We start from the raw sequence: 18839 nt of genomic DNA, 5'->3' as shown, positions 1-18839 counted from the left end.
ATCGCCCTACTGGTCCATTGCCTGCGAGCATGCGCCCTAATCAGCCACCCTCTTCGACCGATGCACCAGGGCGACCGCGCGTGCAGCCGCTCTCTCCCAGTGGAGATACTGGCCGTCAGCGTTCTTTGACGCCACCTCCTCCGGGCCGTGATGCGCTGCCTACTATGGGCCGAGACGAGAGTGATGGTGGAGAGATCGATTTTGAGATCGATGAGCCGACCGAGATGGGCGATGCTCTCGATGATCTGCCCGTACCTATGCCTGAGGACCAGCCTCTTCAGCCACGGGGCAATGGCCAGCAGCGACATGTTCGTCGTCTCGATCGTGGTGCTACCGAGATGGCTCGCAACAGCCGCAACACACCATCCGGTGACGCCATTGATATTCCAGCCTTCTTGCGTAAACGTTAATCATTGGTGTACGTATTCATCACCTTAACAGTTTGCGCACATAGGAAGTAAGCACACAAAAAAAGCGAACCCACCGCCAAGGTTGAGTTCGCTTTTTTCACATCTTGAAAATTAAGCGTTGCGTGTCTTTCCCAGGTTACCAGGAATATTTTTATTGAGCCCGATATGGTTGACCACGACTTTGACGCCGGGGATACCAATCAGTTCACGCTCAAGTGCATACTTCATAGTGCTGTTGGGAACATCGCCATAGATGTGTAAAATATAATTTTCCACCAGAAGCGAGATCCCCTGAGCGCCATCAAGCTTACCCTTGGACTTCATATCGTCAACACGCTTATAGGCCGTCTGCAAAATCTCATCTTCGGCAACAATGAAATTTTTCAATTCGACCACGTTAGGAAGATCAGCCAGAGCCTCGGTGATCGCCTCACGCTGTGCTTGCAACTCAAGTTTCCCGTAGAGGGCCAGTACAACCCCCTCAGGACCTTCATTCTCTAGCTCAACTTTGACAGGATGAGTGCTGTAGGCAGTACTGCCAAAGGTCACAGTGCTCTCAACAATGGCACGCGCTCGATCCAGTACCTGTTGAGCAGATAATGTTGGTTCGTAGCGCCGGCGCGGCTGTGCAGGAGCCTCTTCTGACCCCATAGGATCTTCTAAAGCCCAGCCAAGGGTGCCCACCAGAATAAAAGGGGCTGCGATTAATGAAAGCCAGGGACTATCTGGGATGAACAGCAGACCTGCTACCGTGATCAAGATGGCCGCACTCAATAGAAAGGGCCACAGGCTCGGACGGGGCAGGTGAATATGATGTTCTTCCTCTTCAGTCTCCTGATAAGCCTCGGTTGATGGCTCTAACTCATCTTCAACCAGGCTTGTTCTTTGAAGGGAAGTGTCCATGCTCTCCTCCGCGAATGGTATACAATCAGGGTGGACGCCTATTGATTAATTAATAATTGTCCTTCTCCTAAAGCATAGCAAAAGTTGGCTCTGGATGCAACCTGTCTCTGGTTCACTGCTCACGCAAGTTCAGCCTTAGCAGCTCATTCTCCAATTCGTGGAGGGCAATTGCTTCGGCATCTGGCCGAACGAGCGGCTGCCCTTGCTGGGCTGCCAGTATCATCTGGTGGGTGATACGCTCTTGAAGCGTCTGTAAATAAGGCCATTGCTCTTCAAAACGTGGCATAATTCCCAGTTCAATCGCATTGAGATCATAAAATTCCTGAGGCGTGCATGAGAGTACCAGCAGATCAGTATAGGATCGGATCAGTTCCAGGAGTCCTGGTGTAAAGTAATTGGGTTGGGTACTGGCAATATAGAGGCTCCCTGCGGCATGATCAGACATCAAAATGGGATAGACCGCAATACTCCCTTCTTGCGTAATATGATGATGAGGGAAAAGGCGAAGCTTCTCTTGATGAGATTGCACAATGACCGGGTGCCTGGTAGTAATGGCATGTCCTACCTGTGATTCAGCACCTAAGAAGGCTGTGTGCTGTTCAAGAGCCTCCCATGGTCCATTTGAGCGGCTTATGGTCTGGCGGAGGCTACGGACTTTCTGGCCCTTCTCAGGGGGAACACATTTGGCAATGATGATTGCCAGGCCCAGATGTTGTGGATCAAGATGGCTTAAAATCTGCTGGAGGATAATTCGGCTGACCGAGGAAGAGCGTAATTGATGTGGACTGGTTGTATACACATTGAGAACATGAGCGTAGAAAGCCGAAGATATCTCTGGTAGTTTTTCGTCAGAGCTGATTGGACTATTCAAAAAATGTGGAAATTCCTGGACAATGAGCTCGATCATGCGTTTGCGATTGGTAGGTATTGCATCGAGTAATGGACGAAGATTATCTTGCCGCGGATTAGACCTTCCCGTTGCCCAACGGATGAGCGTGACTGGATTAATGCCTAGTAGATCTGCAATGCGTTGGCGTTCTGATGTGTCGCTAATGATCTTTCCTAATAAATCGCGCCAGGTCGATGCTTCTTCCATGCGTTTTCTTCCAAAGTACTAATAAAATATATAAAAAGTCACAAACTTACTCATTATTTTAGGCTATATGCCTCTGTAATGAGTATAAAAGTTACATATTCTATAGGATAACTCATGGAATAGCTTCAGTCAATTGTAGGACGGGAGAAAGAGGCAGTATTTATGAAACCTTAATACACATGTATGTTGGTTGTGCAGTACAAGCACCCTGAGAACACGTAGAGTATGTTTGGGGTGCTTGTACGATCGACGACCATAGTCGCAGTGGAATGATATGCCTGAGGCCATAGAATAAGCGAGAGGCTATTCTTTGAGCAGAATTTTGATGTTAGCGGCCAGCTGGCTGGGGGTAAAAGTGTCGCCGTTCATAAAGACGCGCTCGTGCCCCTGTTTGTCGATAAGATAGAGCGCTGAGGTGTGATTGACAATCTGCTGCTGCGTCTGAGCGTAGACACTATAGCTGGACCAGATGGGCGAGAGCTGTTCTTGCGTGCCCACCAGATAATGCCAGGAATCCTGCATATTATGCTGGCGAGAGAAGTTAAGGGCAGCCTCGGTCGTATCGCGCTTTGGATCAGTGCTAACAGCCAGAATATTGACGTTGCTGGCATCACTTCCCAATGCCTGAAGAGTGCTGTGAAGATGTTCTGCGGTAAGCGGGCAGATATCAGGGCAGTTTGTATACAGGAAGGTCAGGATAACTGGCTTCCCTTTCATATCTGCCAGACTGACCGACTTCCCGTATTGATCGGTTAGTTGAAAGGTTGGAGCTACTTTGCCGCCGAGATCAACGCCTTGCAGGCCATCGCTGGTGACCGAGGTCGTTGTATTATTCGTCGTATCGCCATTCTGTGTTTTGCTCCCGTTAGTGGCCTGTACGAGAGCAACGATGATAATTACCAGAACTGCGAACGTAATAACAGAGAGCCGTGAGGCGAGTCGCCAGCTCATACGTATGCTAGTCATAAATGTGTACCGTTCCTAGAAGTGCAAAACGCGGTCAATGACCATGACAGCGAAGATTGCGGCCAGATAGCAATTAGAGAACCAGAACAGGGTTTTGGCCCAATCTTTGGTCTTCTCTTGCCAGAGGCGAACTGCCATGTACAGCATAATCCCGCCCAGGATCAGAGCTCCGACCAGATAGATATACCCCATAGCATGCATCGCAAAGAGAACGATACTGACAGTAACCAGAAGCAGGGTGTAGAGGAGGATCTGTTTGCGTGTCTCTTCGTCTCCCATCACAACTGGTAGCATGGGCACACCGGCCTTCTCATAGTCTTTCTTAATCAGAAGCGAGAGGGCCCAGAAGTGTGGTGGAGTCCAGTAGAAAATGATTGCGAAGAGCCAGATAGCAGCCAGGCTCAGATTATTCGTCATAGCGGCCCATCCTACGAGGACAGGGACAGCGCCAGCGGCTCCGCCAATGACAATATTCTGGGTGCTTGTCCGTTTCAGGCCCAGAGTATAGACAAAGACATAGAACAGAATAGCGGAGAAAGCCAGGATGGCACTGAGCAGATTGACGAGCCCGTAGAGAATGACAAAAGAGAGAGCACCGAGCAAGACGCCAAAAATAAGAGCCTGAGTTGGTTGAACTTTCTTTGAAGGGATGGAACGTTTCTGCGTACGCCCCATAATCTGATCGATATCACGATCGATATAACAATTAATGCAGTTGGCACTGCCAGCGGCCATAGCTCCGCCAATCAAGGTACCCAGAACCAAGCGTAGCGTCTCCCATTTCCAGGGCAAGCCACGACCAGCAATTGCCATCGAAGCCACCGTAACGCCCAGCAAAAGGACGGTCACATGAGGTTTCATCAGGTTAACATAGCTGGCGATGGTCTGACGGAGTGACCCCTGTGTGGGGGTAATCTGTGTCTCTATCATATCCAATCTCTGTTCTTTCGAGGTCTACCGACTCACTTTTTGAGACCTTCGCTAATGTATGGTGACGTTAAAAACTGGCCTGATCTTATTTGATTTCTTTTGATCTCATTGATCTCAGATATACGCCGCTGCGCCTGATGGCCAGACTGACCTGATAGTTTTTTTTGACACTCCTCTTTGAGCTATAAAGCTTTATCGCACGAAAGCGAGGAGGAGTAGATCCCTATGAGACAAGGGATTGCGACTTTGCCTATTGTCGTCGCCTCTCCTGATAGAGCCCTTGCAATCCCTGAAGTCCACCTTACAATTACCTGAATGTTTGTCAGTCGGACCATACTCGGAAGTTTTTCTCTCTTGTTGCTCTGCGCTTCCCCTGCTATAGTAGGTAGGAGGTTTTTGAGGAAGGGTTCATATTCGCACAGAATCGTTTGAATATGAAGCAAGGTAGGGGGTTTTTGAGAAAGGGTTCATATTCATGCTCGCAGATGTTGGTCTGGGTCTAAATTTCTGGTTGACTGCGTGGAACTGGCAGCCAACCATTATTGGAGGGACGATAATAGTCATTGCCCTCTACCTCTATGCAGTTGGACCGCTACGCGAGCGTTTGCAGATCGGCGAGCCAGTCACAACGGGACAGATGGTGGCTTTTCTGTTGGGCGTGAATTGTATTTTTCTCTCGCTCTTCTCGCCTCTGGATGCTCTAGGCGATGATTACCTCTTTAGTGCTCATATGGTTCAGCATCTACTCCTGACCATTGTGGGTCCGCCATTGATGATTGTGGGGACGCCAGCCTGGCTGGTACAACTGGCACTTAAGCAGCCTGTGCTGTTGCGTATTGGGCGTGTTCTGACGTATCCAGCGGTAGCCTTTACGCTGTATAATGTGAACTTCTGGCTCTGGCATGCGCCCGCGCTCTATGATCGCACACTCTATGATCCCTATCTCCATTTATTTGAGCATCTAACCTTTATTGTTCTGGCTGTAATTTACTGGTGGCCAGTCTTTAGTCCATTGACAACGGGATTGCCGAGACTGTCAATGGGTGGGCAGATCCTGTACATCTTCCTTGGCGGCATGCCCACAGTCGCGTTAGGGGCTGGTCTGACCTTTATGAGTCCGCTCTATGCTCCTTATATATATGCTCCACGAGTCTGGGGCATCTCACCGGCGACCGACCAGCAGTTGGGGGGTCTGATCATGTGGGTGCCAGCGAATATCGCCTACATTATTGTGGCGAGCGTCCTCTTCCTGCGTTGGATGCTTGCTCAAGAGCGTAAGCAGCAAGAGGAGGAGCTCAGGCTGTATGCATTGGAGGAAGAGCTAGACGAGAGCACTGACATGAGCGGGCAGGCCTTATAAGCCTGTTGGTAGGATGTTTCACTGCACTTTCATGTTCAGGTTCTTGTAAGGTGCACCTCAAAAATTGCAAGTTTTGTGTTAGGCTCCGTCGCTACACTACACCAGTAAAATGGAAAGAATGTCGCCTGAACAATGACATCATAATCCATCGTTAAACAACGTTCTTAGGAGATTTAGACGTGAGGATGCCTGTATTTCGCAGGACAAATCGATGGTTACTTTTATTGAGTAGCCTCTTGTTGTCCTCCATTCTTCTATCCGCTTGTGGAGAGCAGTCTCCCAGCATCATCGATGCCCGTGGTTTTGTGGCACAGCAGGAAGGCTTTGTCTTCTGGGTGATCCTCGTGATTGCTGCTGTTGTGTTTGTGGGCGTCGAAGGTATGCTGGTCTACTCCATCTTCCGGTTCCGTGAGCGCCCAGATTCAGTCAATCCCAGACAGAATCATGGAAGTCTTGCGCTGGAGATTCTCTGGACCGCTATCCCAACCTTTTTCTTGCTTGTGATTCTTGTCTTTACGATCCGTGGTCTCTTCCAGGTGGCCCCCGATGCTCAGCCGGCTGATTCAAAGACGGTCAATGTAACGGCGATTGGTCATCAGTGGTGGTGGGAGTTCCATTATCAGCAGTACAACATTACGACGGCTGATACACTGGTTATTCCTGCTGGAACGGTCGTGCATGTGGATCTCTTCTCAAACAATGTGATCCATAGCTTCTGGGTTCCCCAGTTGACTGGTAAGACCGATCTGGTCCCCGGCCATGATAACAAGAAGTGGTTTAAGGCCGACGATGACACGGTTGGCAAGACCTTTGTGGGTATCTGTGCTGAGTTCTGTGGTGCTCAACACGGTAATATGCGCTTTGAGGTAAAGGTGGAGTCTGCGGATGGCTTCCAGTCCTGGCTCACTGCGCAGAGTCAGCATGCTGCAACACCTGCTTCGGGGAGCCTGGCTGAAGAGGGCCAGAAGATCTTCCAGGGTGCTGGTGCCTGTGCTGGCTGCCATGGTATTGTTGGCGTCAATGCCCAGCAGTTTATCGACACAGCCAAAGTCTGTGATGATAGCAATCCCAAGGATCTGAATAACAACGAATGTCCTCTGGGACCGAATCTGACGCACTTTGGAAGTCGTGGTCTGATCGCTGGCGGCGTATTGGATAACAATAGCAGTCAATGTAACACTGATCAGTCGGCCTCTGATCTCCTGGCCAATTGTAACCTTGCCAAATGGCTGCATGATCCACAAGGTGTGAAGCCTGGTAACGATATGGCTATTGGTCAATTGACAAATGATCAGATTAAAGCGCTGGTCGCCTATCTTGAGAGTCTCAAATAGCCTCAGTCGGCCCCTGTGAACTTAGGGTTAGATATTGGAGGAATTGTTCATGGCAACTCGCACAGTCGACGAGATCACCACAACTGGTGTGCGTCGCAGGAGCTTTAGCGAAAGCTATCTTGGTGAGTGGCTTACAACGACCGATCATAAAAAGATTGGTCTGATGTATCTGATCACTGGCTTCTTCTTCTTCCTGGTGGGCGGCATGGAGGCGATGCTTATTCGCACCCAGTTGGCTCAACCAAATGGCAAGGTGCTCAGTCCGGAAGCGTACAACCAGATCTTTACGATGCATGGCACGACGATGATCTTCTTGTTTGTGATTCCGGCTCTCTCTGGTTTCGGTAACTATGTCGTGCCTCTGATGATTGGTGCCCGTGACATGGCCTATCCGCGCATGAACGCGTTTGGCTATTGGGTGCTGCTCTTCGGTGGTGTCTTCTTGCAGGCCAGCTTCCTGTTTGGTGCAGCACCAAATGGTGGTTGGTTTATGTATGCTCCTCTGAATGAGGGTCTGGCTGGTTGTGGCCATGGTTTCCAGTGTACTCCTGGCATGAATGCCGACTTCTGGATTCTAGGGACGACGCTGCTGGGTATTTCGTCGATCACTGGTTCGCTAAACTTTGTGGTCACGATCTTCCGCCTGCGCGCTCCTGGTATGAGCATCAACCGCATGCCTCTCTTCACCTGGATGATCCTGGTGATGTCGTTCTTGCTGCTGTTTGCTCTGCCTAGCCTGACGGTGGCAAGCATTCTGTTACTGCTGGATCGTCACCTGGGCACGCACTTTTATCAGTATGCTAATCATGGTGATCCTTTGCTCTGGCAGCACTTATTCTGGTCTTTTGGCCATCCTGAAGTGTATATTCTCATTCTGCCAGCCTTTGGTATTGTCTCAGAGATTCTGCCGGTCTTCTCGCGCAAACCGATCTTTGGCTATACCTTTATTGCATGGTCCGGTGTCGCTATCGGCTTTTTGAGCTTTACGGTCTGGGCTCACCACATGTTTGCTGTTGGTCTGCCTCCAATCGCTCAGGCATTTTTTGCCAGTAGCACAACCCTGATTGCTATTCCAACGGCTGTAAAGATCTTTAACTGGTTGGCGACGCTCTATGGTGGTCGTTTACGCTTTACGACGCCAATGATCTTCTGCCTGGGCTTTGTGGCTATGTTCTTGATTGGTGGTCTCAATGGTGCTGCGCTGGCCGTAGTTCCCTTTGACTACCAGGTAACCGATAGCTACTTTGTGGTTGCTCATATTCACTATGTGCTCTTTGGTGGTTCGGCTTTCGGCATCTTTGCGGGTATCTACTACTGGTTCCCTAAGTTCAGCGGTAAGATCCTCAATGAGCGCCTGGGACAGGCCCACTTCTGGTTGGCTTTCCTGGGTATGAACCTGACCTTCTTCCCCATGCATCTGATGGGTATTCTGGGTATGCCTCGCCGCGTCTATACCTTCCCAGGTAACCTGGGTTGGAATGAGTTGAATGTGCTTGCCTCCCTTGGTGCCCTGGTTCTGGGTATCTCGGTGGTGATCTTTATGATCAATATCATTAAGACCCTGAAGGATGGCGAGAAGGTTGGCGATGATCCCTGGGATGCCTTTACGCTGGAGTGGGATACGACCTCTCCTCCAAAGAAGTACAACTTCCTGGAGATTCCAGTGGTTCGTAGCCGTCGCCCCTTCTATGACAAGAAGTATCCAGAAGTGGCCGACTGGAAATCTGTTATTCACTAACTGAGGAAAGGGCCGAGGAGGATCACCTCTCTCGGTCTGTCCTGGCATAGAGTGGAAAGAAAATTAAACGAGGTACTATCGTGGCGCAAAAGCAGCAAGCACAAAGCATTGAAACAGAGGGTGAGCTGACCTCTTCACCAGCTGCGGATGAGGTTACAGCGACAGCAGCTCCTGATACGGAAGCTCCCTCGACTGAAACAACGGTTGAGGATCAAACGGCTCCGGTCGTTGAAAAGAAGCGTGTCAAGAAAAAGGGTCGGCTGGTTAGCGTTGATGAGATTCTTCCTAAGCCCAGCTACTGGCCTGTGTTTCTGGCCTTTGCGGTGGCTGCATTGCTCTTTGGGTGTGTCTCGAATCCGTATATGCTGGGGGTCGGCATTATCCTGGTGATAGTTGCCGTTCTTGGTTGGACATTAGAACGTCGTTAAGCTCCGGAGCGTGTTCGCAACATGGGCACGCACACCTGTGCTGATACCTTAACATAGGGGAGTGACTGTTATGAGTTCTGCTCATGGCGAGCAGGTTCGGGTTTTTGAAGAGCAGGGTCACGAAGAGGGTGGCCGTAGCCTGAACTGGTGGGGGATGATCTTCTTCATCGCCTCCGAGGCACTGATCTTTGCAAACCTGATCGCTGTTTTTCTCTATCTCTACATCCGCGATGGAGCCAACTGGCAGTTGCCTGAAGCGGAGATTCTGGGTTCTCATCTGCCAGCTGCGGCCTTCCCTGCTGGCCTGAATACGATTATCCTGCTCTCCAGTAGCATTTTTATGCATATGGCTGGCTCTGCGATCCGTAAGGGCAATCAGAGGAAGATGATTATTGGTCTGATCGGCACGATTGTGCTGGGTCTGATCTTTCTGGGCGGACAGGTCTACGAATATGTGGACTTCTACGGCCAGAACTTTACGATGACTCTGGGAACCAAGGGATCAGCCTTCTATACGATTACTGGCTTCCATGGTATTCACGTCTCGATCGGTGCGCTATTCCTGATCATCTGTCTGATCCGCGGTATTCGCGGCGATTTTACGGCAAAAAATCATTTTGCGGTTGAAGCAGCCGAGATGTACTGGCACTTTGTTGATGGTGTCTGGATCTTTGTGTTCAGCGTCGTCTATCTGCTGCCATTGCTGCGCGGCTAAAACATGTAGGTGCTCATGAGTTGACCTGGCATTCTGTGAAGGGTGTCAGGTCACTCTGTTTTTTTCATTCTAGAGAGATTGCGCGATGCTGCGTGAATCTGAGTCTGTTTCTACCCGTTTCACTTCCCTTTTGCTTCTTGTGTACGAAGGATAGGCACGTTTGATATGGTACAATTAGGGGATAGATGTTGGTGCTATGGAATTGGTAGAGACCTGGAGACAGAAAGGGAGTGCCATGAAAGAGGCAATGCATAGTGGCGAGCCAATTGTTGCACTTGACGAAAAAAAACAGCGGCGGCGAATTGCCACGCAATGTTCAGTCTGTACAAAACATATCTGGTTCGACGCTGTTTCCATACGCGAAGCAGAGGATGTGCCCGAGCCACGGCTTTCATGGGTACTTTGTAAGACCTGTTACCAGCAGGTAGTAGCGCAGATGAGCCGCTCACCGCTCCGTTCTCCATTCCGTCTCAGGATTGCAATCGGTCTGGTCGCGTCTGAGCGCTGGCCAATGGCCTATCCCACGCGAGTGCGCCAATATATCAGCGACCGTCGGTGGATCGTATTTATTGCCACTTTTTTTCTGGTGGCTATGCTCTTCCACCTTGCTCTGATTGTCGTGGTCGCAGCCCTGCACTAAGCTCATCCGGACAAACAGCAGATAGGCTCAATTCTCTACCTCTGGAGGTATGGAGAGTTGAGCCATTCTGGTTGTTACGGCTGCGAAAAGTGCAGGGTCTTTGCTTGTAGCGAGAAGTGCCTATCAGGATAGCCATTTTGGTTTCCTCTTATGAGGCCTGAGCGATGCGCTTCACAGGCTCTTTTGAGCTCTGTAAGGGCATTGTAAGGTGGCTGAAAGGTAGAGGTACGGTTGACTCTTTTTGCTAAAATAGGATTAGTCTAATAAATGTCCACACATAGGCGGAAAGGGTTGTCTCCGGATGGGCTCCTCTGATGTGAATCATACAACACGAACCAATAGCAATTGGCTCACTGATACACGAACATCCTCGGAATTCTCTGCGGCACAGGCTGTAAGCATTCCGGTCGGGTTCTCGCGTGAATATAGCGTTCTCACTGAACTGGGGGCGAGCATGAGCAGTGGCTTTATGCTCCTCAATCAGAGTGAGAATGTTACCTATACCAATCAGAGTGCTGTTCGCTTGCTTGGAGTCAATCAGCTTGTCCTGGAGGAGTCAGAGACCTTTGACGTCTGTTCACACCTGCTCTCTCTGGCCGCAGATCCCCAGACGGCGCGCGCCGAACTCAAAAAGATCTGGTCCGCGCCCGAACAAGAGGCTTCGACCGAGCTTGCTCTGACCGATGCAGCCGCCTCATGGCTGCGTGTACGCACCTTTCCTTTACACAATGAGTCAGGTCAACTACTGGGTCGCGGCGTGCTGTTTGATGATATTACGCTGGAGCATGCAGCAGTCGAGTCGCGTGCCGAAACGCTGGCTCTTGCCGCTCACGAATTAAAGACGCCGCTGGCCATTATTAAAGGTTGTGCGACGACTCTGCTTGGCGGTTCGGCACGTTGGGACCCCGCTATGCAGCGCGAGATGCTCCAGATGATCGATACTCAGTCTGATCGCCTGCATGATGTTTTGAATACATTATTGGATGTCTGGCGCTTCGATGCTGGAACCCAGGCGCTCCGTCTGACTCAGGTCCAGCTCTCAGAACTCCTCCTGCAACTGGTCAAGCGCTGGCAGAAGCAGGCTACCGAGCATCGTTTTGTGCTCTCTATTCCGCCAGATGTTCCGTCAGTGATCTGCGATGCAGTGAGGATTGAGCAGGTAGTGAACCACTTGTTGGCGAATGCTGTCGCTTATTCACCTGCTGGCCGCGTGGTTCATATTCAGTTAGAGTCTAATGAGATAGAGGTGCGTGTGGGCGTCTCCGATGAAGGAATTGGGATTGGGGCCGAGCATCTTGACCGTATCTTTGATCGCTTCTATCGTGTTCCCACGCAAGATGAGAGCGCGTCTGGTAGTGGTCTTGGTCTCTCGGCGGCCAGAGCGACCATTGAGGCTCATGGTGGGAAGATCTGGGCGGATTCACTGGGGCTCAATCAGGGTGCGACGATCTACTTTACGATCCCTTTTGCTCCTCAAAAAGCGTTGAGTGCAGCGCTTCCGCTTCTGGTAGAGGAGAGTGCTCCTGTTCCACAGCGGAAAACGCGACCAGCCTTTGCCAGACAGGATCGACGTGTGAAAGTTCTGCTGGCCGAAAATGATCCCCGCCTGCTACGGTATATGCGCGCAAACCTGGAAGAACAACAGTATCGTGTGCAGACCGTGAACCATGGTATTCAATTTTTGCGTCAGTTGGATCTAGAAGAGCCTGATATTATCCTGCTCTCCATGAGCCTGGCTGACATGAGCGGCCTGGAGATCCTTCAGCGTCTGCGAGAATTTTCCACGATTCCCGTCATGATGCTCTGTGATGATTGCGATGAGGATGAGCGCGTTCAGATGTTTGATTTAGGTTGCGATGACCTTGTGCTCAAGCCCTTTAGCATGAAAGAACTGCTGGCCCGTGTGAGAGCTCTGCTCAGACGGCAGGCCCCTCCCGCCGAGCATACGCAGAATCAGTCTATCTTCAGTACTGGCGATCTCAGCATTGATTATGCTCAGCATATCGTTACTGTCCAGGGGAAGACAGTGCAACTGAGCCGGACAGAGTACAAGTTGCTCAGCACGCTGGCACAGAATGTTGGTATGGTTGTGACCCATGAGCTCTTATTAGAGAAGGTCTGGGGACCAGAATATAATCGTGATATCGACTTTATCTGGGTCTATATCAGCCGTCTACGCCGTAAAGTCGAGGCCGATTCCCGTCATCCCAAATATATTCTCACCGTACCAGATGTAGGGTACAAGCTTGCCAGATTACCTTAAACTTGTTCAGGCTTCTGTGTTTAGGTTTTTGTAAGGAATGCCCCTGAGGGTGTTTAAGCCATTGTAATGTGCACTGCGTATGCTTTCAAGTAGAATATCTTTGGAATGATTGACTTTGCAGTTTATTGAGGTGCACCATGTCGCAGGGGCCAACCGTTCTGCTGGTTGAGGCTGATCCATCGCTTCGCAGACTTATCTCATTGGGCTTACAGCACCAGGGCTGGCAAGTAATTGAGGCCAACTCCTGTGCCAGTACACCAACGTACCCAGAGACTGTGTTTGATCTTCTGGTTGTTGACATTGATAGTGGCGTCAATCGTAATCTGGCATTTCTTGAACATGTCCAGGCAGATCCATCTCTGGCTGAACTTCCTACCGTTCTCCTCTCCTGGGATCAATCCCCTGTTCAGACTTCTTTACCAGAGCAGGCTGTCTGTTTAAGTAAACCCTTTGATGCTCGTGCGCTCTATACTGCTGCCACCCATCTGTTGCAAGTACGAGCAGAGCGCCTGGCTGCTCAGGTGGCGCAGGCTGAAGAGCGTCTGCTAGCGACGTACCGCCAGCAGACGGCACCAAGCATCTGGCCTATCATCACTGCCGCAGGAATGTTGCTGGTTGTTACAGGGATGTTGATGCAACTGGCCATCGCGATTGTCGGGATTGTAATTGTGGCCATGGCTATTATTATGTGGGGTGTGGGTACGCATTCCAGTCAGAATGAGATAGCACCAACTTTATCGCAAACAAGTGCTTAAAAGTCACCGAGGGCATTTTTAAGGACAACTCACATGACAATTCGATCAGCTCGAGTTACCGATGCACCATCTGCGGCCCGTTTAATGTATGCCGCTCTTCGCAACGTTGCTACACTCTTGACGGGAGCGACTGAAGAACCAGAGATCCTCTCTCTGCTTGAACATTTCTTCAGCCTTCCCTCTAACCGTTTGAGCTATCAACAGGCACTGGTAAAAGAACTGGATCAGCGGATTGTTGGCCTGATTCTGTTATACGGTGGTGATGAGGCTGAGAAGCTTGACCTTCCTTTGCTTGAGCGGCTGCGTGCTCTCCATCAGGATCCGCAGATGACTTTTCCCAAAGAGGCCAATGACGATGAATACTATATCGATACGTTATCGGTCTCGCCAGAATATGGTGGGCGAGGCATTGGGACGGAGCTGATTGCAGCAGCGGAGGAGCGTGCCCGGCAGCATGGATACATAAAGATGTCATTGCTTGTAGACCTTACTAATCCACGTGCCAGCCGCCTGTATGAGCGGCTTGGCTATCATACAGATAAGCAGATCCAGATAGGGCCTGATCTTTATGAACATAAAGTCAAGGTGCTCTCTTCTGATCTTTATAGCCGTTGAATAAGCCAGCACATATCTTGTAAATATTCTTCAGGGAGATATTCTTTTTCAACCTGGATAATCGCATCTTTTGCTGTCCAATATCCTGCTTCAATTGCCTTTGGAGCAGGCTCAATCATCGCTGAGCCAGAGATTACTAAAGGAGATTATGAGATTCATGCTTGCTCTCTCTGATCTGCGTCGTACCTGGAACCTCCCACCTATTCTCTCCACATGGACACCTGCAACCGGAACCATTCATCGCACACTCTTACTCAAGACGACTCATGGAAGTTACGCGCTACGGGCATATCGCTACACCGCTGATGAGTGCTGGCGCATTCGCTGTGAACACACCCTCATTGCTTATGTGCAAGCGTGCGGCCTTCCTGCTCTCCCTCCTTTGCCTTTATCGAATGGAGAGAGAGTTTTTGAGCAGGGAGGACATTTTTATGCGCTATTTCCTTTTGCTCCGGGATACCAGATTGCTCGTGGCGACCTGACATCACATGAGATCATGCTTATGGGACGCTTTCTGGGTGAACTTCACCAGACTCTTTCTGATTACCCCCAGGAGCAGGTTCCCCATCGCTCATTTGCAATTGATCTCCCAACAACGCTGGCAACAATGGATACTATTGAAACAGCGATTCGTTCTCAGCCGCAGATAACTGATGAGGACAGGCAAGTATTATCTCAATTAGCTGAACGTCGCGCCTGGCTCATAACAGCCCCATCGGTCAATATGGAAGATCTTTCCTTGCTTGAGCAGCAGGTTATCCACGGAGATTACCAGGAGACCAATCTCTTTTTTGAAGACGGTCAGGTGAGTGCGGTCATCGACTGGGATCAGTCATACGTAGCTCCTCGTGCCTGGGAAGTAGTGCGAACTCTCCATTATGTCTGTAAGCTTGAGAGAGGAGACTGTCGCATCTTTCTTGATGCATATCGTTGCGTTCTCCCGCTCACATCAGCAGAACTGGAAGTAGCTGCTGTCACCTATGGGTGGATGCGAGCACATGATCTCTGGCAGTACCAGGCCATCTATCTAGACGGAAATCAACGCATACGAGCCTTTTTGGAACCAGGGCCATTTCTTCCTTTTGTGCAGCGATGGGCAGAACTTCAAGATTTCTTGTGCTGAGGATAACGGAAAGAACGGATTGACTTCTCATATCTCCCCTATTGTTCTGAACCTCTCCTCAGGCCTCCTAGAAAAAGGGAAGAAACCGTTTACCACTGAATGTCGGCTCTAAGGCAGCAAGATGAGAGCAGCTTGCTTATAGCTGAGACACGGTTTGGACCTGGAGTGCGTGTACCAAATGTCACTGAATTGTCTGAACAGGCTGAAAGAAGGTACACATAATGCAAAATGTTCATAAACTGACTGGTATGCGTGTCGCTATCCTGGTCACAGATGATTTTGAGCAGGCTGAGATGACCGAGCCTAAAAAGGCTTTAGAGCATGCTGGCGCTCAGACGATGATTATCTCGACGAAACCCGGCCAGGTTACGGGTGTGAATCATGATGTGAAGGCCGATAGTTTCCCCGTTGATAAGACGTTGGATGAAGTGAAGCCAGAAGAGTTTGATGCTGTCCTGCTTCCTGGTGGTGCAATTAATGCCGATACGCTACGAATGGAAGGGAAAGCTCAGAACTTTGTCAAAACAATCAATTCAGCTGGTAGGCCAATTGCAGTTATCTGTCACGCTCCCTGGCTCTTGATCTCCGCTGGTTGTGTTAACGGGCGTAAGATGACGAGTTACTATACCATTCAAGACGATCTCAAGAATGCTGGAGCCCATTGGGTTGATCAGGAAGTGGTGCGAGATGGGAATTGGGTGAGTAGTCGCAGCCCCAAAGACCTGCCAGCCTTTAATTCGGCAATGGTAGCTCTGTTTGCCGAATCTAAAAACCATAAATTGCAGCCATCGCAGGATATCTTTTCGGCGTAGCGCTGCTTTCTCCATTGATTCCTTTCGACAAATGTTTCTAGAAGGTTGCCTGTCTCTTTTCACCTCTATGGGAGCCCTTCCATGGCACTGTTTCCAATTGAGCTATGGAGGGGCTGGCATGGCGGAACGGGAAATTTAGGAAGGAGACAAGCGACCTTCCCTACTGCTTTTATCATTCCACACACTAAAACATATATCCTGCAATGTAAAGTAGGGAAAGTTGCTTGTCTCTTTCCTCTGCTCCCACTCCACTCGGTGAGCCCCTCCATAGCTCGAGTGGACAATGGACAATGGGAACAGAGGCTATGGAGGGGCTGGCATGGCGGAACGGGAAATTTAGGAAGGAGACGAGCGACCTTCCCTACTGGTTTTCTCGTTCCACACACTAAAACATATATCCTGCAATGTAAAGTAGGGAAAGTTGCTTGTCTCTTTCCTCTGCTCCTGCTCCGCTGTGTGAGCCCCTCTATCGACCAATGAGAAACGGAACATGGGAACAGAGGCTATGATGGGGCTGGCATAGCGGAATGGGACATTTCGGCAGGAGACAAGCAACCTGCCCTACTTGTCTTTCTGTCTCATGTGCAAAAAAACATATCCTGCAATGTAAAGTAGGGAAAGTCGCTTGTCTCTTTCCTCTGCTCCCACTCCGCTGTGTGAGCCCCTCCATAGATCAATGAGCAACGGAACATGGGAACAGAAGCGATGGTGGGGCTGGCATGGCGGAACGGGAAATTTAGGAAGGAGACAAGCGACCCTCCCTACTTGTAATATTACCAAAAACATTAAAAAATACATTATACCTGTCATCGTAATGAGCGTGGAGCGTTGCTTTTTTTTTGTGTGTGAGCGTAAAATAGTTGGGGGGCACTGAAACGATGCCTCGTCTTTCATACGTACAACGTGTATAGATTGAGTTGGGCACATGTTTTCTATGCATCACAGAGTATAGGGAGCATATGCAGCGTTTATAGTATCGATGAGGAGTATGTCTGGATGGCCAGTGAATCGTATACAACTACCAATCATACAGCGATCAGGAAATGGTCTGAGGCGCGAGGTGGCAAACCTTCAATGATCAAAAGTGTCGTCAATGGGACCGAACTCGGGCTGCTACGCATCAATTTCCCGGGCTATAGTGGTGCGGGCTCCCTGGAAGAGATCTCGTGGGATGAGTTTTTTTCCAGATTTGATGAGAAACATCTGGCATTCCTCTATCAAGAACAGACCTCGAGTGGCGAGCAGAGCACCTTCTGCAAATTTGTAAGCTACGACAATACACCTCTCAAAAATCATTCTCCTGAAAAGACGCAGAAATCTGGTGGCAAAAATCATCCTTCATCCGCAAGCGATAAGCACAGTAAAAGAAGCGAGCATAAAACGGATGAGAAAGGCCATGGAGAAAAAGGGGACAGATCCGAACACAAAGGTGAGCGTAAAGCGGGCGAAAAAGCGCAGAGTGGGAAGGCTCACAAGTGAGTCTCATCACAAAAACATTCAGGTCATTGTAAGGTCTATTTCTTTGACTGCAAGTTTCCTATCAGGCTCAAGCACCATAATCAGTCTGGCTTTATATACAGTTACAAAAATGTCAGACATTTGATATCTGGGGTTTGAGGCATGGAATTACAAAGTATAACAGACGAGCAGGTTCAGCCTTTAGAAGCTGTGGGCAGTATAGAGCCTGCCAGGATAAAAAAATCATCCCCAAAGCGCCGAATAATAATCTTTACAGTTGTGAGCATTATTAATGTGGCACTGCTGGTGTTTTTGGGTTCGCTCCTGTTAACTCCTAAAGAGGGGTCCAATACGTCGTCGGGTCTGGGTGATATGTCGAGCCCCTTATTAGGGAAGGCCGCTCCAGACTTCACATTACCACTGCTCAGTGACGGTAAAACGCCGCTCAGCCTCTCGAGCTTCAAAGGCAAGCCAGTGATCCTTAATTTCTGGTCATCGACCTGTCCACCTTGCGCAGCAGAGGCCGCAGACCTGCAATCGTTCTGGAGTGGAAAGCTTCAGGCGCAGGGAGTTACCTTTATTGGTATTGATGGTGCCGAGAAGTCCATGAGTGATGGGCAGGCCTTTGTGCAGCGCTATCATGTCACCTACCCCAATGTCAAAGATACCTTTGATGGTTCGACTGGAATTAACTATGGCATCGCAGGCAATCCCGAGACCTATTTTATCGATGCGCAGGGCCATGTGGTAGCGCGCTGGTTGGGTCCATTGACCGCAGAGGGCTTACAGACCGAGTTAGCTAAGATGCAGGTAAAGTAAGCGAGGTTGCATGCTAGAGATTTCCTGGTTGCTTCGCCTGCTACATATTCTGGCGGCCACAGCCTGGGTGGGGGGGAGCCTGATGTATCAGTTTGTGATTATGCCGGCCTTACGAAAGGCTGGTCCCCTGCCCGCCGTCTCAGCGCAGATCGCGATCAATTTCAAACGTTTAACGAACCTCTGTATTACTGTGTTATTGCTTACTGGAGCCTATCTTACGTTTGACCGTCTGACGCAGACGACATTAGGCCTGAGCTATATAGTGGTTCTGCTCTGTAAGATTCTCATAGCGCTGATAGCGTTTATCCTGGCATTTTATGTTGGTCAGAGCCCGATTCGACGTTTAGCCAGACGTGCCACCACTTTTTCGCGTCTGTCTCCGCAGATAGTACTGGCTCTGGGGGTTCTCGTATTTATTTTAGGCGCACTCCTCAACGCATTATTTGAGGCTTCGTTAGCGTCCCATTGATGGAG

Annotated in this window: 18 protein-coding genes; 14 read left to right on the top strand and 4 right to left on the bottom strand. The window is 49.8% G+C overall.

Annotated elements, in window-relative coordinates:
* Positions 1 to 521: 521 nt before the first annotated feature.
* From EL628_RS21005 to EL628_RS20990, 4 genes are all read right to left on the bottom strand, one after another.
* Complete coding sequence (locus EL628_RS21005; protein ID WP_126581808.1) at positions 522 to 1313, bottom strand: BON domain-containing protein; 792 nt, start codon at positions 1311 to 1313, stop codon at positions 522 to 524.
* A gap of 112 nt (positions 1314 to 1425) precedes the next feature.
* The gene (locus tag EL628_RS21000; RefSeq protein ID WP_126581807.1) at positions 1426 to 2409 is read right to left on the bottom strand and encodes a GAF domain-containing protein; all 984 of its coding nucleotides are present in this window, start codon (positions 2407 to 2409) and stop codon (positions 1426 to 1428) included.
* A 303-nt stretch (positions 2410 to 2712) separates the two neighbouring features.
* Positions 2713 to 3375, bottom strand: coding sequence for an SCO family protein (locus EL628_RS20995; protein WP_126581806.1), 663 nt, complete (start codon positions 3373 to 3375; stop codon positions 2713 to 2715).
* 15 nt (positions 3376 to 3390) lie between these two features.
* Complete coding sequence (locus EL628_RS20990; RefSeq protein ID WP_126581805.1) at positions 3391 to 4305, bottom strand: heme o synthase; 915 nt, start codon at positions 4303 to 4305, stop codon at positions 3391 to 3393.
* A 475-nt stretch (positions 4306 to 4780) separates the two neighbouring features.
* On the opposite strand from EL628_RS20990, the gene EL628_RS20985 reads away from it, so the two are divergent.
* From EL628_RS20985 to EL628_RS20920, 14 genes are all read left to right on the top strand, one after another.
* Positions 4781 to 5665 carry a cytochrome c oxidase assembly protein gene (locus EL628_RS20985; RefSeq protein WP_126581804.1) on the top strand — a complete coding sequence of 295 codons (885 nt, stop codon included), beginning with the start codon at positions 4781 to 4783 and terminating at the stop codon, positions 5663 to 5665.
* A 185-nt stretch (positions 5666 to 5850) separates the two neighbouring features.
* Positions 5851 to 6999 (top strand): cytochrome c oxidase subunit II, encoded by a 1149-nt coding sequence (gene coxB / locus EL628_RS20980; RefSeq protein ID WP_245994262.1) that lies wholly within the window; start codon positions 5851 to 5853, stop codon positions 6997 to 6999.
* A 49-nt stretch (positions 7000 to 7048) separates the two neighbouring features.
* Positions 7049 to 8737: a cytochrome c oxidase subunit I gene (ctaD, locus tag EL628_RS20975; protein WP_126581802.1), complete on the top strand. Its 1689-nt coding sequence runs from the start codon at positions 7049 to 7051 to the stop codon at positions 8735 to 8737.
* A gap of 80 nt (positions 8738 to 8817) precedes the next feature.
* A complete protein-coding gene (ctaF, locus tag EL628_RS20970; protein ID WP_161975638.1) occupies positions 8818 to 9165 on the top strand; it encodes an aa3-type cytochrome oxidase subunit IV in 348 nt (115 codons plus the stop codon).
* Positions 9166 to 9235: 70 nt separating this feature from the next.
* Positions 9236 to 9880 (top strand): cytochrome c oxidase subunit 3, encoded by a 645-nt coding sequence (locus EL628_RS20965; RefSeq protein WP_126581800.1) that lies wholly within the window; start codon positions 9236 to 9238, stop codon positions 9878 to 9880.
* A 196-nt stretch (positions 9881 to 10076) separates the two neighbouring features.
* Positions 10077 to 10520 (top strand): hypothetical protein, encoded by a 444-nt coding sequence (locus EL628_RS20960; RefSeq protein WP_126581799.1) that lies wholly within the window; start codon positions 10077 to 10079, stop codon positions 10518 to 10520.
* 301 nt (positions 10521 to 10821) lie between these two features.
* Positions 10822 to 12783, top strand: coding sequence for an ATP-binding response regulator (locus tag EL628_RS20955; RefSeq protein ID WP_126581798.1), 1962 nt, complete (start codon positions 10822 to 10824; stop codon positions 12781 to 12783).
* A gap of 137 nt (positions 12784 to 12920) precedes the next feature.
* On the top strand, positions 12921 to 13538 hold the full coding sequence (locus EL628_RS20950; protein WP_126581797.1) for a response regulator: 618 nt from the start codon (positions 12921 to 12923) through the stop codon (positions 13536 to 13538).
* Between the two features lie 33 nt (positions 13539 to 13571).
* Complete coding sequence (locus EL628_RS20945) at positions 13572 to 14153, top strand: GNAT family N-acetyltransferase (RefSeq protein WP_126581796.1); 582 nt, start codon at positions 13572 to 13574, stop codon at positions 14151 to 14153.
* Positions 14154 to 14310: 157 nt separating this feature from the next.
* On the top strand, positions 14311 to 15276 hold the full coding sequence (locus EL628_RS20940) for a phosphotransferase (protein ID WP_161975637.1): 966 nt from the start codon (positions 14311 to 14313) through the stop codon (positions 15274 to 15276).
* A gap of 221 nt (positions 15277 to 15497) precedes the next feature.
* Positions 15498 to 16088: a type 1 glutamine amidotransferase domain-containing protein gene (locus tag EL628_RS20935; protein ID WP_126581794.1), complete on the top strand. Its 591-nt coding sequence runs from the start codon at positions 15498 to 15500 to the stop codon at positions 16086 to 16088.
* Between the two features lie 996 nt (positions 16089 to 17084).
* Positions 17085 to 17567 carry a hypothetical protein gene (locus EL628_RS30240; protein ID WP_174719965.1) on the top strand — a complete coding sequence of 161 codons (483 nt, stop codon included), beginning with the start codon at positions 17085 to 17087 and terminating at the stop codon, positions 17565 to 17567.
* Between the two features lie 141 nt (positions 17568 to 17708).
* On the top strand, positions 17709 to 18365 hold the full coding sequence (locus tag EL628_RS20925; RefSeq protein WP_126581793.1) for a TlpA family protein disulfide reductase: 657 nt from the start codon (positions 17709 to 17711) through the stop codon (positions 18363 to 18365).
* A gap of 10 nt (positions 18366 to 18375) precedes the next feature.
* Positions 18376 to 18834 carry a hypothetical protein gene (locus tag EL628_RS20920; protein WP_126581792.1) on the top strand — a complete coding sequence of 153 codons (459 nt, stop codon included), beginning with the start codon at positions 18376 to 18378 and terminating at the stop codon, positions 18832 to 18834.
* Positions 18835 to 18839 lie beyond the last annotated feature (5 nt).

Origin of the sequence: Tengunoibacter tsumagoiensis, assembly GCF_003967535.1 — a bacterium.
GTDB lineage: Bacteria > Chloroflexota > Ktedonobacteria > Ktedonobacterales > Ktedonobacteraceae > Tengunoibacter > Tengunoibacter tsumagoiensis.
This window is presented reverse-complemented; position numbering and strand designations above follow the sequence as displayed.

What these genes read in the sequence shown, in the direction of transcription:
- EL628_RS21005 (WP_126581808.1), bottom strand. Translation starts at nt 1,313, where the DNA reads ATGGACACTTCCCTTCAAAGAACAAGCCTGGTTGAAGATGAGTTAGAG.
- EL628_RS21000 (WP_126581807.1), bottom strand. Translation starts at nt 2,409, where the DNA reads ATGGAAGAAGCATCGACCTGGCGCGATTTATTAGGAAAGATCATTAGC.
- EL628_RS20995 (WP_126581806.1), bottom strand. Translation starts at nt 3,375, where the DNA reads ATGACTAGCATACGTATGAGCTGGCGACTCGCCTCACGGCTCTCTGTT.
- EL628_RS20990 (WP_126581805.1), bottom strand. Translation starts at nt 4,305, where the DNA reads ATGATAGAGACACAGATTACCCCCACACAGGGGTCACTCCGTCAGACC.
- EL628_RS20985 (WP_126581804.1), top strand. Translation starts at nt 4,781, where the DNA reads ATGCTCGCAGATGTTGGTCTGGGTCTAAATTTCTGGTTGACTGCGTGG.
- coxB (WP_245994262.1), top strand. Translation starts at nt 5,851, where the DNA reads ATGCCTGTATTTCGCAGGACAAATCGATGGTTACTTTTATTGAGTAGC.
- ctaD (WP_126581802.1), top strand. Translation starts at nt 7,049, where the DNA reads ATGGCAACTCGCACAGTCGACGAGATCACCACAACTGGTGTGCGTCGC.
- EL628_RS20965 (WP_126581800.1), top strand. Translation starts at nt 9,236, where the DNA reads ATGAGTTCTGCTCATGGCGAGCAGGTTCGGGTTTTTGAAGAGCAGGGT.
- EL628_RS20960 (WP_126581799.1), top strand. Translation starts at nt 10,077, where the DNA reads ATGGAATTGGTAGAGACCTGGAGACAGAAAGGGAGTGCCATGAAAGAG.
- EL628_RS20955 (WP_126581798.1), top strand. Translation starts at nt 10,822, where the DNA reads ATGGGCTCCTCTGATGTGAATCATACAACACGAACCAATAGCAATTGG.
- EL628_RS20950 (WP_126581797.1), top strand. Translation starts at nt 12,921, where the DNA reads ATGTCGCAGGGGCCAACCGTTCTGCTGGTTGAGGCTGATCCATCGCTT.
- EL628_RS20945 (WP_126581796.1), top strand. Translation starts at nt 13,572, where the DNA reads ATGACAATTCGATCAGCTCGAGTTACCGATGCACCATCTGCGGCCCGT.
- EL628_RS20940 (WP_161975637.1), top strand. Translation starts at nt 14,311, where the DNA reads ATGCTTGCTCTCTCTGATCTGCGTCGTACCTGGAACCTCCCACCTATT.
- EL628_RS20935 (WP_126581794.1), top strand. Translation starts at nt 15,498, where the DNA reads ATGCAAAATGTTCATAAACTGACTGGTATGCGTGTCGCTATCCTGGTC.
- EL628_RS30240 (WP_174719965.1), top strand. Translation starts at nt 17,085, where the DNA reads ATGGCCAGTGAATCGTATACAACTACCAATCATACAGCGATCAGGAAA.
- EL628_RS20925 (WP_126581793.1), top strand. Translation starts at nt 17,709, where the DNA reads ATGGAATTACAAAGTATAACAGACGAGCAGGTTCAGCCTTTAGAAGCT.
- EL628_RS20920 (WP_126581792.1), top strand. Translation starts at nt 18,376, where the DNA reads ATGCTAGAGATTTCCTGGTTGCTTCGCCTGCTACATATTCTGGCGGCC.